The organism is Azospirillum sp. VT-I1, assembly GCF_055698305.1.
Window position 1 is genome coordinate 795,646 of sequence record NZ_CP168802.1, and the last position, 13,219, is coordinate 808,864.

The window sequence follows — 13,219 nt, forward strand, 5'->3', positions numbered from 1 at the left end:
ACATCACGTGACGCGTTTCGCTCTTCCCCTGCTGGCCGGCCTGCTCGCCGGCACCGCCCTGGCCGGTCCGGCCTTCGCCGCCAAGGATCTGGTGGTCGGCCTTCCCGACAACATCACCGGTCTGGACCCGGCCGACATCAACGACACCCTGTCGCAGTCGGCCAGCCGCACGATGATGCAGGGCCTGTTCGGCTTCGACAAGGAGATGAAGCTGGTCCCGCTGCTGGCGGAAAGCTTCACCGTCAACGACACGGCCACCGAATACACCTACCGCCTGCGCAAGGGCGTCACCTTCCATGACGGCACGCCCTTCAACGCCCAGGCGGTGAAGACCAACTTCGACCGCCTGTCGAACCCGGCCAACCGGCTGAAGCGCCAGAGCCTGCTGGCGATGCTGGCCGAGACGGTGGTGGTCGACGACTACACCATCACGCTCAAGCTGTCGCAGCCGTTCGGCGCGCTGAACAACAACCTGGCCCACCCCGGCGCCATGATCCACAGCCCGAAGGCGCTCGAGACCTTCGGCAAGGAGATCGGCCGCCATCCGGTCGGCACCGGCCCCTACAAGTTCGTCAGCTGGGAAGCGGACACCCTCAAGGTCGAGAAGAACGCCAACTACTGGAAGCCCGGCCTGCCGAAGATTGACAGCGTGACGCTGAAGAGCGTGCCGGAGAACGGCAGCCGCATCGCCATGCTGCAGACCAACGAGGCGCAGTTCATCTATCCGCTGCCGCCGGAAATGGTGAAGATGGTGGAAGCCAACCAGGCGCTGGAGATCATCGACGCTCCGTCGATCATCGCCCGCTACGTGGCGATGAACACCATGAAGAAGCCGTTCAACGACCCGCGCGTCCGTCAGGCGCTGAACTACGCCATCGACAAGAACGCCTACGCGAAGGTGGTCTATCGCGGCTATGCCGGCCCGCTGGATTCGGCCATCCCGTCCAAGCTGGGCTTCCACGTCCCGCAGCCGAACCAGTACACCTACGACCTTGCCAAGGCGAAGGCGCTGCTGGCCGAGGCCGGCTACCCGAACGGCTTCGAAGCCGAGATGATCGGCCGCAACAGCACCAACTTCATCCGCGGCATGCAGTTCGTGCAGCAGCAGCTGGCCCAGGTCGGCGTCAAGCTGACCGTCACCCCGCTCGAATCCGGTGTCGAGGCATCCCGCGTCTGGAGCGTCGAGAAGCCGGAGGACGCCACGGTGCAGATGCAGTACAGCGGCTGGTCGGCTTCGACCGGCGACGCCGACTGGGGCCTGCGCCCGCTGCTGTGGGGCAAGGGCTTCCCGCCGAAGTTCTTCAACGTGGCGTACTACAAGAACGACACGGTCGACGCCGCAATCGAGACCGGCATCGGCACCGCCGACACCGCCAAGCGCGCCGAAGCCTACCGCGTCGCCCAGGAGCAGATCTGGAAGGATGCGCCCTGGATCTTCCTCGGCGTCGAGAACCTGCTGGCCGGCAAGTCGAAGAAGCTGACGGGCTTCTACTATGTCGCCGACGGCGGGCTGCAGATGGAAGAGGCTGATCTGCAGTGATGTGAAGTGTGGCGCCGGTCGTCGTTGCGGCTGGCGCCGCGTTGCCCCTCCCCAACCCTCCCCTCTTCGAGGGAGAGGGAGCTTTGCGCGAGAGCGGCGGAGTTCCCTCTCCCACCAAAGGTGGGGGAGGGTTAGGGAGGGGCATTCGAAGCCGACATCTCTTCCAGGACCTCTGCCCCATGCTGAAATATCTCGTCGGCCGTGTCGCCGGCATCCTGCCGGTTCTGCTGGTGATTTCCGTCTTCGTCTTCGGCTTCGTCCATCTGCTGCCGGGCGATCCGGCGCGGCTGGTTGCCGGTCCGGATGCGACCCAGCGCGACGTCGAACTGGTGCGCCAGGACCTCGGCCTCGACCAGCCGCTGTGGGTGCAGTATGGCCGCTTCCTCGGCAATGCGGTGCAGGGCGAGTTCGGGCGCTCGATGAAGACCAAGCGGCCGGTGTCGCAGGAGATCGGCGAACGCTTCATGCCGACGCTCTACCTCACCGTCGCCGCCATGGCGTGGGCGACGCTGGCCGGACTGCTGATCGGCGTTGCATCGGCCACCAAGCGCGGGCGCTGGCAGGATCATGCCGGCATGATCGTTGCGGTGTCGGGCATCGCCTTCCCGTCCTTCTGGCTCGGCCTGCTGATGATCGACCTGTTCTCGGTCAAGCTCGGCTGGCTGCCGACCAGCGGTTACGGGACGTGGCAGCATTTCATTATGCCGTCGCTGACTCTCGGCCTCGGTGTCGCCGCGGTGATGGCGCGCTTCACCCGCTCCGCCTTCATCGAGATCGCGCGCGAGGATTACGTCCGCACCGCGCGGGCCAAGGGCGTGCCGTCGCGGCTGGTGGTGTGGAAGCACACGCTGCGCAACGCGCTGATCCCGATCATCACCATGGTCGGCCTGCAGTTCGGCTTCCTGCTCGGCGGGTCCATCGTGGTGGAGACGGTGTTCTCCTGGCCGGGGCTGGGCCGGCTGCTGGTGGATAGCGTCAATTACCGCGACTACACCGTCATCCAGGCGGAGATCCTGCTGTTCTCGCTGGAGTTCATCATCATCAACCTGCTGGTCGATGTGCTGTACGCCTTCGCCAACCCCGAGATTCGCTACTCATGACCACGACAGACGCAACCGGCGTGGCCGCCGCAACCCACGAAGCCGTCCGTTCGCCGCTGCGCGAGTTCTGGCGCAAGTTCCGGCGCAACCGCACCGCCATGGTGGCCGGCATCTGTCTGCTGGCGCTGGCGCTGGCCGCTGCGGCGGCACCCTGGATCGCGCCGTTCGACCCGGCGGCCTTCGATTACGACCGCATCCTGGAAGGCCCGTCGGCCGACCATTGGGCCGGCACCGACGCTTATGGCCGCGACATCTTCAGCCGAATCCTGTGGGGTGCGCGCATCTCGCTGTCGGTCGGGCTGTTGTCGGTGCTGCTCGGCGGTGTGGCCGGGGTGGCGCTGGGGCTGATCGCCGGCTTCCGCGGCGGCTGGATCGACAGCCTCATCATGCGCATCTGCGACGTGCTGCTGGCCTTCCCCGGCATCCTGCTGGCCATCGGCATCGTCGCCATCCTGGGGCCGGGCATCGAGAACGTCATCTATGCCGTGGCGATCTTCAGCGTGCCGGTCTTCGCCCGTCTGGTGCGCGGCAGCACGCTGTCCTTGAAGCGCGCGGTCTATGTCGACGCTGCCCGCGCTATCGGCGTGCGCGACCGGCTGCTGATGGTCCGTCACATCCTGCCGGGCACGCTGCCCAGCGTGATCGTCTATGTCTCCATGCGCATCGGCACCTCGATCCTGACGGCGGCGAGCCTCAGCTTCATCGGCCTCGGCGCCCAGCCGCCCAGCCCGGAGTGGGGCGCCATGCTGGCCGACGGCCGCAGCTATATCGGCGTCGCCAGCCATGTGACCTTCTATCCCGGCCTCGCCATCTTCCTGACGGTGCTGGCCTTCAACCTGCTCGGCGACGGACTGCGCGATGCCCTCGACCCGAAACTCCGTTGAACCGGCAAAGCGCGCGCGGGCCTTCGGGCTCGCCTGCGGCCGGCTGACGCCGGGGCCGCGCAACGCCATCACCGACGTTCCGGGCGTGCGCGTCGGCCACGTCACGCTGGATGACGGGCCCATCCAGACCGGCGTCACCGCCATCCTGCCCCATGCCGGCAACCTCTACCGCGACAAGCCCGTTGCTGCGGCGGAGGTGCTGAACGGCTTCGGCAAGAGCGTCGGCCTGATGCAGGTGGAGGAGTTGGGGGCGCTGGAAACCCCGATCCTGCTGACCAACACGCTTTCGGTCGGCACCGCGTCCACCGCGCTGGTCCGCCATGCCATCGCCGCCAATCCCGACATCGGCCGCACCACCGCCACCGTCAACCCGGTGGTGATGGAGTGCAACGACGGCCCGCTGAACGACATCCAGGCGTTGGCGGTGACCGAGGCCCATGCCGCCGCCGCCCTGGCCACCGCCCTGTCCGAACCGGACGGTGCCGAGGTCGCGGTCGGGTCAGTCGGCGCCGGGCGCGGCATGTCCTGCTTCGGCTTCAAGGGCGGCATCGGCACCTCCTCCCGCCGCCTGAAGCTGGACGGCAAGCGTCATCACCTGGGCGTGCTGGTGCTGGCGAATTTCGGCCGGCCGGGGGAGTTGCGCCTGCCCGACGGCCGCCGCGTCGCCGTGCCGGAGAAGGACGACGCGCCGGAGAAGGGCTCCGTCATCGTCATCGCCGCCACCGACGTGCCGCTCGACCACCGCCAGCTGCGCCGGGTGATCCGCCGCGCCGGGGTCGGGCTGGCGCGGGTGGGATCCTTCTGGGGCCATGGCAGCGGCGACATCGCACTCGGCTTCACCACCGCCAACCGCATCGACCATGACGAGCGCGCCGACATCCTTCCCATGCGCATGCTGAACGAACGCCGCATCGACGCCCTGTTCGAGGCGATGGCCGACGCGACGCAGGAAGCCGTTCTCGACGCGCTGGCCGCCGCCACGCCGGTGATCGGCCGCGACGGCGCTAGCCGGCCCTGCCTGTCAGATACGCTCACCTCCGGGAGCACAGAGTGAAGATCTACATCTCCGCCGACATCGAAGGGGTGGCCGGCGTCGTCTCCCAGCAGCAGGTGACACCGGGCAATCCCGAGTACGAGCGCGCCCGCCGCCTGATGACCGCCGAGGTGAATGCCGCCATCGAAGGCGCGCTGGATGCCGGCGCCACCGAAATCCTGGTCAACGACAGCCATGGCCCGATGGTCAACCTGCTGCCGGACGAGATTCACCCGGCCGCCGAGTTGATCCTCGGCCGTCCCAAGCCCATCGGCATGTTCGCCGGTCTGGAGCCGGACGCCGCCGGGGTGATGTGCGTCGGCTTCCACACCTCGGCCCGGCAATACGGCATCCTTGCCCACACCACCAACAGCTTCGCCTTCGGCCGCGTCCGGGTGAACGGGCTGGAGCTGGGCGAGGCCGGCAATTACGGCGCCTATGCCGGCGAGATCGGCGTGCCGGTGATCCTGCTGACCGGCGATGACCGCTTCGCCGCCGAGATGGCGCCGCTGTTCCCCGAATCCGAGCGGGTGGTGGTCAAGCAGGCGCTCGGCCAGCGCGCCGCCCGGTCCGTGGCACCCACGGTCGCCCGCGACCGCATCCGCGAGGCAGCATGCCGCGCCGTCCGCCGGGCCTCGAGCATCCCGCCCTTCCGCGTTCCGCCGCAAGCCGACGGCGCGCCCTACCGGCTGGAGATCGAGATGAACAGCCCGGCGCTGGCCGATCTGGCTGCCCTGATCCCGGTGTCCGAGCGCCTCGATCCCGTCACCGTCCGCCTGCCGGCCGCCAGCATGGCCGCCGCGTTGGGCTGGATCAACACCCTATCGGCCATGTCGGCCGCCCTGCGCTGAGACCCGCAACCATGACCTTCACCGAACCGCAGCCCTTTGCGCTCGCCATCCATGGCGGTGCCGGCACCATCAAGCGCAGCGCGCTGACGCCCGTGCTGACCGAAGGCTACCATGCCGGCCTGCGCCGGGCGCTTGCCGCCGGGCACGAGGTGCTGGCCGACGGCGGCAGCGCGCTCGACGCCGTCACCGCCGCCGTGATGGCGCTTGAGGACGAGCCGCTGTTCAACGCCGGCCGCGGCGCCGTCTTCACCGCCGAGGGCAAGCAGGAGATGGACGCTGCCATCATGGACGGCCGCGACCGCGCCGCTGGTGCGGTGGCCGGCCTGTTCGGCCCGCGCAACCCCATCCTGGCCGCCCGCGCGGTGATGGAGCACAGCGAGCATGTCCTGCTGATCGGCGAGGGCGCGCTGGATCTCTGCCGCCGCCAGGGTCTGCCGATGGAGGAGGCCCCCTATTTCTTTACCCAGCCGCGCTGGGACGCCCTGCAGGCGGAGCTTGAGCGCCGCCGCGCCGGCGCCCCCGACGATGGGGACGAGCAGCGCCGCCACGGCACCGTCGGCGCCGTCGCCCGCGACCGTGACGGCAACCTCGCCGCCGCCACCTCCACCGGCGGCATGACCGCCAAGGCCAAGGGCCGCGTCGGCGACAGCCCGGTGATCGGCGCCGGCACCTTTGCCGACAACATCACCTGCGCCGTCTCCGCCACCGGCCATGGCGAGCATTTCATCCGTCGCTGCACCGCCCACGAGATCGACGCCCGCATGCGCTGGGCCGGCCAGACCCTGGAGCGCGCCGCCGGCGAGGTGGTGGACGAGCTGGGCGTGATCGGCGGCTCCGGCGGTCTCGTCGCCATCGACCGCGACGGCCGGGTGGCGCTGCCCTTCAACTGCTCCGGCATGTACCGCGGCGCCATCGGCCCGGAGGGGCTGGCGATGACCGCGATCCACCGCGAAGAGTACCGCATCGGCTGACCCCACCGACGGGAAAGTCCCCTCTCCCCGCTGGACAGGCGGGGGTCGGCGTCCCACGTTGGTGCTTCTCCAGTGCAACGCCCGGAACGGAGGATGGCGGCATGCGTGCGATGGTGATTTCGCGGTTCGGCGGTCCCGACGTGTTCGAACTGCAGGACCGGCCGCGCCCGGTCGCGGGGCCGGGCGAACTGCTGGTGCGGGTGGTGGCGTCGGGCACCAACCCGGTGGACGCCAAGATCCGGCAGGCCGGAAGCTGGGCCGGCATCCCCTTTCCGGCGGTGCTCGGCTATGACGTGTCGGGCGTTGTCGAGGAGGTCGGCCCCGGCGTGACCGGCTTCAAGACCGGCGACGAGGTGTTCTACACGCCGGAGATCTTCGGCAATCCCAACGGCAGCTATGCCGAATACACCGTCGCCGCCGCATCCATCGTCGCGCACAAGCCGCCCGGCCTCAGCCATGTCGAGGCGGCGGGCATCCCGCTGGCCGGCGGCACGGCGTGGGAGGCCATCGTCCGCCGTCTGGCGGTGCGGCCGGGCGAGACGCTGCTGATCCATGGCGGGGCCGGCGGCGTCGGCAGTTTCGCCATCCAGTTCGCCAAGGCGGCCGGCGCCCGTGTGCTCGCCACCGCCAGCAAGGCCAACCACGAGGCGATGCGCGACCTCGGCGCCGACGTGACGCTCGACTACCGCGACACCGACGTGGTGGACCAGATCCTGCGCGAGGCGGGCGGGGCGGGGGTGGACGCCTCCTTCGACACCGCTGGCGGCAATGTGCCGATGAGCACGCAGGTGACCCGCCCCTTCGGCCGCATCGCCACCATCCTGCCGCCGACCGGCGACCTGGATGCGCTCTATGTGAAGAACCAGACCCTCTACGGCACCTTCCTGACGCGCGAGGGTGCCCGCCTGCGCGAGATGGCGCCGCTGTTCGTGCGCGGGCAGGCGAAAGTGATCGTCGATGCCGTCCTGCCGCTGGAAGAGGTCGGCAAGGCGCACGAACGGCTCGATTCCGGCCACGGCCGCGGTAAGATCATCCTGCAAGTGGGTGCCTGACGAGGGCAGGCCGGACAGTCGACGAGGTGGCGGTGGATTACATCTGGGTCATCGGGCTCCATGTCGCGGCGGTGACGGTCTGGATGGCCGGGATGTTCTTCGCCGCCATCCTGATCAGCGCACTCGATCCCGTGACCGCGGCAGAGGAGGGGCCGGCCCGCATCCTGCGCGCGGCCGGCCGCTGGGACCGCCGCGTCACCTCACCGGCCATGGGGCTGGCATGGCTGCTGGGCCTGACGCTGGTGGTGATCGGCGGCTGGGGCCTGGAGCCCTGGCTGGTGGCGAAGGTCACAATCGTCGTCGCCCTGTCCGCTCTGCACGGCACGCTCGCCGCCGGACTGCGCCGTCTCGCCGCCCCGTCCGGACGGCCGGTGTCCCGCCTGCTGCGCCTGTCCCCGCTGGCCATCATCGCCGGGGCCATCGCCATCGTCACGCTTGCGGTGGTGAAGCCCTATTGAGCCGTTCCGCGGCACGGGGCCGCGGCCGGTCCGGTGTGCGGAGCCGGTCATCGCTGCCGGTCAGGCGTCGTCGGGGAGCAGCTGGGGGTTCCAGACGACCTCCCACAGATGCCCGTCCGGATCCCGGAAGTATCCGGCATAGCCGCCATAGAAAGTGTCCTGCGCGCCCTTGACGATCTCGGCGCCGGCGCGCCGTGCCGCATCCATCACATCGTCCACCTCGCTCCTCAGCGTGACATTGTGCCCGATGGTGACGGCGGTGGAACTGACGGGAGTTTTGGCCAGGCCGGTGTCGTGGCAGATGTCGTCCTGCGCCCAGATCGCCAGCTTCAACCCGCCGGACAGATCGAAGAAGGCGACCGCGCCATGCTCGAACTCGCGGCCGATGATGCCGTCGGTGGGCAGGCCGAGGCCGTCGCGATAGAAGGCAAGCGCCCGGTCGAGGTCGGCGACGCCAAGCGTCAGAACGGAAATTCTCGGCTTCATGTCCATGCCCCCGCTATCGGCGCCCGCATCATGCACGCACCCTGATAGTCTTGGGCCGTTACCCAGGGCCGACCCTTGGGCAACGGAAGGACCCGCATCGCGGGGGCCGGGCCAACCGTCCCGAGCCTAACCTGTTTCAGACGGCGGGATCCTATGCCCGGGGCGAGGGCGGCGTCAAGAATGGCGCCCCTGGACGCCCGGCCTATCGCCATCACGACACTTGCGGTGGTAAAACCATACCCAGCAGCACACGGCAACAAGCCGGAGCCGGTTTCCGCGCGAAAGGACACGCCATGGCCGTCGCCAAGAACACGATCTGCCTCTGGTACGACAAGGACGCCGAAGCCGCCGCCCGCTTCTACGCCGAGACCTTCCCCGACAGTGCCGTGCATGCCGTCCACCGGGCCCCCGCCGACTACCCGTCCGGCAAGGCGGGCGACGTTCTGACGATCGAGTTCACCGTCGCCGGCCTCCCCTGCCTCGGCCTGAACGGCGGCCCGGCCTTCACCCACAGCGAGGCCTTCTCGTTCCAGATCGCCACTGACGACCAGGAGGAGACCGACCGCTATTGGACCGCCATCGTCGGCAACGGCGGCCAGGAGAGCGCCTGCGGCTGGTGCAAGGACCGCTGGGGGATCTCCTGGCAGATCACGCCGCGGGTGTTGACGGATGCGCTGGCGGCGGGCGGAGACGAGGCGAAGCGGGCGTTCGAGGCGATGATGGGGATGACGAAGATCGACGTGGCGGCGATTGAGGCGGCGAGGCGGGGGTGAGGGGGATGTGGCTCTGCTAAACTTTGAGGAACGGCGTTCAAAGACCATATTATGCAATGATCTTGGAGTGTGGCCAATCAGATAAAAGTCATTATTGAAGCCAGTCATTCAATTGTCTGGGGAATTTTTTCTTTGGCAAGAGAGAATGAACGTATGTAAGTCGCCCAGTTCCAGTGGCACACCATCTTTTGCAATGCTATCGCAGTAATGCCTGTAGTCACGTTCAATCATCCCTCGTTCTTTCTCCGAAGGATTTTGCAAGACGTAAGACTCAACGATCCGCCCGTGCAACGCTGTTACGCGCCGTTTGTTATTATTGACCATAATGTCTTCAATCACCGGCCATTCTGCCATTGCGTAAAATGAATATTCTCCAACATCAACGCTAAACCAGTACAAAATCGCTGTGGCGGGTTCAGTAGGCGCATAGGCAAGAGGATCGAACTCAAGTCGCAGAGAACCGGCGTCGGCGAAATTGGAGAATGTACCTAGCCCCGGTGCGAGGCAAAGATCGTAAAGGCTTATTTCTGGATTCTGATTCCCTGCAATTAAGCGTAGAAGGCTAAGTGCCGAAGAAAAATTCGACCAGTTAATACCGGTACTATCAACGCAATTATTTAGTGTGCTGGCAATTACGCGCCTGCCATTTGCCCACACCTGTAGATTGACCTGGCCTGCAGTAAGCCACTCGTTCAGTACGGCATAATCCTCGAGAGTCGCAAGTTTATGCCTATCCTGTTTATTCAGACGCGCGGTGAACTCGGCATGCCCATCGAGAGCGCAAAGCACCTCCATAAATCCGGCTGAAAAGCGAATTCTCTTCTGATGGTCCGGAATCCCAGGCAAACCAATTCCATATGCGTGTCCTTGTAGAACAATGGTACGGGCACTTTCAGGGCTACGCAAACGAATCTCGATATCACCTCTTGGATGAGGTTCAATATAAATAATGCCTTCCGATATGTCGATTTCTGGTGCCAATAAAGGAATCCCGAACCGGCTGGGTGTGAAGGTAAAATTGTTGATGCGAAGGCCGGCGCCAAGCCCAAGGAAGTTCTTCAGTATCTCCTCTTCGTCTTTACCCTCAACTGTTAGTATGCCGGTTCCGCAGCCATCCTCATAACCTGCTGTTCTGTTAATAAGTCGTTTAGAAGATTCGTACATTGGTTGTACAGTATCGATCGCCTCCTGCATCCATTGTACAAGACGCTCGCCTACTTCATCTTCCGGCTGAAACCTGATTGTGAGCGAGCACTTGTGTAGTGATCGCCTTCCGTTATGAGCGCGTCGTACCGCCTCTAAGGTACGGCGAATAAGATCATCCCAAACATGCACTGCGAACACCTTGGATGGCTGACTAGGTGTTTCTCCTGTAACCAGCACCACAAACCACGGCTGAGGCGATTGGGCAGCGCGCAACGCGTTTGATAGCTTGACGCGACAAACGGGTGGTCCATTTTCGACCGACTTTACCTGCGCATAGGCAACTGCACGTGGTGGCCGCATATCCGCCGGCCCATGAAAAACCTTTTCGGGGAACTCGATTAAGCGGTCCCAACCGCTCTCGTCTTCATCAACCGCATGGCATAATGCGCCAGCCTTGGCACACAGGCGCTGTAGCTCAATCTCAGCATATCGTGGCAGTCGCTTGATCATAGTCCCCAAATTTAGCGCATCATTAGATTATATTGCAATGGGGGATTGAAACAATTCCTCAATGTGGTCTTGAAAGCGAAAATTTGAACGGAGCTCCCGCTTAGAAGCAGAGCTGGATGCAGTGCCTACAAATATTTATGGCTCCTAGATCTTCAAGTTCAACGTTCGAAAGGTCTACTCCTGGCGCAATGCTGACTCTGCATCAGCAAACTGCCGCCTCACCCCGCCCCCACATCGTCCCGGATGCAAGCCACCGAATGCCCCGGCGCCACCTCGCGCAGCGCCCGGGCCTCCGGCTCGGCACAAGCGGGCAGGGCGAACGGGCAGCGGGTGCGGAAGACGCAGCCGGACGGCGGGTTCATCGGGCTCGGCACGTCGCCGTCCAGCAGCATGCGGGACTTCGGCGCGTCGGGGTCCGGGTCGGGGGCGGCCGACAGCAGGGCCATGGTGTAGGGGTGGCGCGGGCGCTCGTAGAGGCTGTCGCTCGGCGCGATCTCCATCAGGCGGCCGAGATACATCACCGCCACCCGGTCGCTGATGTAGCGCACCACCGCCAGATCATGGGCGATGAACAGCACCGCCAGCCCCAGCTCGCGCTGCAAATCGCCCAGCAAATTCACCACCTGCGCCTGCACCGAGACGTCGAGCGCCGATACCGGCTCGTCCGCCACGATGAAGTCGGGTTCCACCGCGAGCGCGCGGGCGATGCCGATGCGCTGGCGCTGGCCGCCGGAGAATTCGTGCGGGAAGCGGTCCATGGCGTCGGCGCCCAGGCCCACCTTCTCCAGCAGGGCCGCCACGCGGTCGCGGCGGTCGGCGCGGGTGCCGATGTTGTGGATCGTCAGAGCCTCGCCGATCACGTCGCGCACGCGCTGGCGCGGATCGAGGCTGGCATAGGGGTCCTGGAAGACGATCTGCATGCGGCGGCGCTGCGCCCGCATCTCCGCCGTGCCCAGGCCGGTGATCTCCTGCCCGTTGAAGCGGATGGAGCCGCCGGTCGGCTCGATCAGCCGCAGGATGCTGCGCCCGGCGGTGGTCTTGCCCGATCCGGATTCGCCGACCAGCCCCAGCACCTCGCCGCGGTTCAGGTCGAAGGACAGGTCGTCCACCGCCTTCACCCAGCCGACCGGCCGTTGCAGCAGCCCGCCGCGCACCGGAAAGCGCTTCTCCAGATTGCGGACGCTCAGCAGGGGCTGTTCGGTAACGGTATCGATGCTCATTGCACGTCTCTCCAGCGGCGGCAGCGGGCGGAATGGTCGGGGCCGACCGGCTCCAGAACGGGTTCGGCGGCGAGGCAGGCAGGTTCGGCCAGCGCACAGCGTGGGGCGAAGGTGCAGCCCTGGGGGCGGTTCACCGGACTCGGCACGCTGCCGGGGATGGCGTAGAGCCGGCCGCCGTCGCCGCGGCGCTGGCCGAGATGCGGCATGCAGGCCAGCAGCCCGCGGGTGTAGGGGTGCCTGGGCGATTTCAGCAGGGAGCGCACATCGCCTTCCTCGACGATGCGGCCGGAATACATCACCACCACCCGGTGCGCCACCTCCGCCACCACGCCCAGATTGTGGGTGATGAACAGGATCGAGGTGCCGGTCTCCTCCTGCAGCCGCCGCATCAGGTCGAGGATCTGCGCCTGGATGGTCACGTCCAGCGCGGTGGTCGGCTCGTCGGCGATCAGCAGGGTGGGGCGGCAGGCCAGCGCCATGGCGATCATCACGCGCTGGCGCATGCCGCCCGACATCTGGTGCGGATACTCGTCCAGCCGCCGCTCCGCCGCCGGGATGCCGACCTTCTTCAGCATGGCCAGCGCCTCCGCCCGCGCCGCCCGGCGGTCGAGCCCCTGGTGGTAGCGCAGTGCCTCGCCGATCTGGTCGCCGACGGTGTAGACCGGGTTCAGCGAGGTCATCGGCTCCTGAAAGATCATGCCGATCTCGTTGCCGCGGACGCTGCGCATGGCGCGCTCGCTGAGGCGGGCGAGGTCGCGCACCTGCCCGTCGCGGCCGCGGAACAGGATCTCGCCGCCAGCGATGATGCCCGGCGGCGACGGGATCAGCCGCATCGCCGACAGGCTGGTCACCGACTTGCCGCTGCCGGATTCGCCGACGACGGCCAGCGTCTCGTTGCGGCGCACGGCGAAGGACACGCCGTCCACCGCCTTCGACACGCCGGGATCGGCGGTGAAGTGGGTTTGCAGGTTGCGGATGTCGAGCGTGATGTCAGCGTCCATGACGGGATCCTGGATTTGCCGATAATCGCCCTCTCCCGTCCCGGGAGAGGGAGGGGACCCGCCGAAGGCGGGGAGGGTGAGGGGTGGTCCGAGAATCCCGAACCGCATGGCCCCGAAGCGCATGGCTCCGTGCCCAACCCTCACCCTTCCCATGCTCTGCATGGGCCCCTTCCCTCTCCCGGGGCGGGAGAGGG

At 66.6% G+C, this 13,219-nt stretch carries 13 protein-coding genes; 9 read left to right on the forward strand and 4 right to left on the reverse strand.

Annotation, left to right across the window (positions count from 1 at the left end):
* The first annotated feature begins 7 nt into the window (after positions 1-7).
* The 8 genes from AB8P05_RS17565 to AB8P05_RS17600 all read left to right on the forward strand — a co-directional run bounded on the left by AB8P05_RS17565 (position 8) and on the right by AB8P05_RS17600 (position 7,889).
* A complete protein-coding gene (locus AB8P05_RS17565) occupies positions 8-1,540 on the forward strand; it encodes a glutathione ABC transporter substrate-binding protein (protein ID WP_455173714.1) in 1,533 nt (510 codons plus the stop codon).
* 179 nt (positions 1,541-1,719) lie between these two features.
* The gene (gene gsiC / locus AB8P05_RS17570) at positions 1,720-2,640 is read left to right on the forward strand and encodes a glutathione ABC transporter permease GsiC (protein WP_108546996.1); all 921 of its coding nucleotides are present in this window, start codon (positions 1,720-1,722) and stop codon (positions 2,638-2,640) included.
* Positions 2,637-3,524 (forward strand): ABC transporter permease subunit, encoded by an 888-nt coding sequence (locus AB8P05_RS17575; protein ID WP_472759565.1) that lies wholly within the window; start codon positions 2,637-2,639, stop codon positions 3,522-3,524. The genes gsiC and AB8P05_RS17575 overlap by 4 nt, the downstream gene beginning before the upstream one ends.
* On the forward strand, positions 3,499-4,578 hold the full coding sequence (locus AB8P05_RS17580) for a DmpA family aminopeptidase (protein WP_472759566.1): 1,080 nt from the start codon (positions 3,499-3,501) through the stop codon (positions 4,576-4,578). The genes AB8P05_RS17575 and AB8P05_RS17580 overlap by 26 nt, the downstream gene beginning before the upstream one ends.
* On the forward strand, positions 4,575-5,408 hold the full coding sequence (locus AB8P05_RS17585) for a M55 family metallopeptidase (protein ID WP_472759567.1): 834 nt from the start codon (positions 4,575-4,577) through the stop codon (positions 5,406-5,408). The genes AB8P05_RS17580 and AB8P05_RS17585 overlap by 4 nt, the downstream gene beginning before the upstream one ends.
* An 11-nt stretch (positions 5,409-5,419) precedes the next feature.
* On the forward strand, positions 5,420-6,379 hold the full coding sequence (locus AB8P05_RS17590) for an isoaspartyl peptidase/L-asparaginase family protein (protein ID WP_472759568.1): 960 nt from the start codon (positions 5,420-5,422) through the stop codon (positions 6,377-6,379).
* A gap of 101 nt (positions 6,380-6,480) precedes the next feature.
* The gene (locus AB8P05_RS17595) at positions 6,481-7,431 is read left to right on the forward strand and encodes a zinc-dependent alcohol dehydrogenase family protein (RefSeq protein ID WP_472759569.1); all 951 of its coding nucleotides are present in this window, start codon (positions 6,481-6,483) and stop codon (positions 7,429-7,431) included.
* A 32-nt stretch (positions 7,432-7,463) separates the two neighbouring features.
* Positions 7,464-7,889, forward strand: a complete 426-nt coding sequence (locus AB8P05_RS17600; protein ID WP_472759570.1) for a CopD family protein — start codon at positions 7,464-7,466, stop codon at positions 7,887-7,889.
* 60 nt (positions 7,890-7,949) lie between these two features.
* Here the strand turns inward: AB8P05_RS17600 and AB8P05_RS17605 are convergent, their stop codons facing one another.
* Positions 7,950-8,375 carry a VOC family protein gene (locus tag AB8P05_RS17605; protein WP_472759571.1) on the reverse strand — a complete coding sequence of 142 codons (426 nt, stop codon included), beginning with the start codon at positions 8,373-8,375 and terminating at the stop codon, positions 7,950-7,952.
* Between the two features lie 293 nt (positions 8,376-8,668).
* On the opposite strand from AB8P05_RS17605, the gene AB8P05_RS17610 reads away from it, so the two are divergent.
* Positions 8,669-9,148, forward strand: coding sequence for a VOC family protein (locus AB8P05_RS17610; protein ID WP_472759572.1), 480 nt, complete (start codon positions 8,669-8,671; stop codon positions 9,146-9,148).
* 108 nt (positions 9,149-9,256) lie between these two features.
* On the opposite strand, the gene AB8P05_RS17615 is transcribed toward AB8P05_RS17610, so the two are convergent.
* The 3 genes from AB8P05_RS17615 to AB8P05_RS17625 all read right to left on the reverse strand — a co-directional run bounded on the left by AB8P05_RS17615 (position 9,257) and on the right by AB8P05_RS17625 (position 13,025).
* Positions 9,257-10,804 (reverse strand): hypothetical protein, encoded by a 1,548-nt coding sequence (locus AB8P05_RS17615; protein WP_472759573.1) that lies wholly within the window; start codon positions 10,802-10,804, stop codon positions 9,257-9,259.
* Positions 10,805-11,022: 218 nt separating this feature from the next.
* A complete protein-coding gene (locus AB8P05_RS17620; protein ID WP_472759574.1) occupies positions 11,023-12,024 on the reverse strand; it encodes an ABC transporter ATP-binding protein in 1,002 nt (333 codons plus the stop codon).
* Entirely contained in the window at positions 12,021-13,025 is a 1,005-nt protein-coding gene (locus AB8P05_RS17625; protein WP_455173726.1) for an ABC transporter ATP-binding protein, read from the reverse strand. The genes AB8P05_RS17620 and AB8P05_RS17625 overlap by 4 nt, the downstream gene beginning before the upstream one ends.
* Between the last annotated feature and the right edge of the window lie 194 nt (positions 13,026-13,219).

Excerpts from the sequence above, each read along its gene's own strand:
- AB8P05_RS17580 (WP_472759566.1), top strand. The coding sequence starts at position 3,499 with ATGCCCTCGACCCGAAACTCCGTTGAACCGGCAAAGCGCGCGCGGGCC.
- AB8P05_RS17605 (WP_472759571.1), bottom strand. The coding sequence starts at position 8,375 with ATGAAGCCGAGAATTTCCGTTCTGACGCTTGGCGTCGCCGACCTCGAC.
- AB8P05_RS17610 (WP_472759572.1), top strand. The coding sequence starts at position 8,669 with ATGGCCGTCGCCAAGAACACGATCTGCCTCTGGTACGACAAGGACGCC.
- AB8P05_RS17625 (WP_455173726.1), bottom strand. The coding sequence starts at position 13,025 with ATGGACGCTGACATCACGCTCGACATCCGCAACCTGCAAACCCACTTC.
- AB8P05_RS17590 (WP_472759568.1), top strand. The coding sequence starts at position 5,420 with ATGACCTTCACCGAACCGCAGCCCTTTGCGCTCGCCATCCATGGCGGT.
- AB8P05_RS17615 (WP_472759573.1), bottom strand. The coding sequence starts at position 10,804 with ATGATCAAGCGACTGCCACGATATGCTGAGATTGAGCTACAGCGCCTG.
- gsiC (WP_108546996.1), top strand. The coding sequence starts at position 1,720 with ATGCTGAAATATCTCGTCGGCCGTGTCGCCGGCATCCTGCCGGTTCTG.
- AB8P05_RS17595 (WP_472759569.1), top strand. The coding sequence starts at position 6,481 with ATGCGTGCGATGGTGATTTCGCGGTTCGGCGGTCCCGACGTGTTCGAA.
- AB8P05_RS17620 (WP_472759574.1), bottom strand. The coding sequence starts at position 12,024 with ATGAGCATCGATACCGTTACCGAACAGCCCCTGCTGAGCGTCCGCAAT.
- AB8P05_RS17575 (WP_472759565.1), top strand. The coding sequence starts at position 2,637 with ATGACCACGACAGACGCAACCGGCGTGGCCGCCGCAACCCACGAAGCC.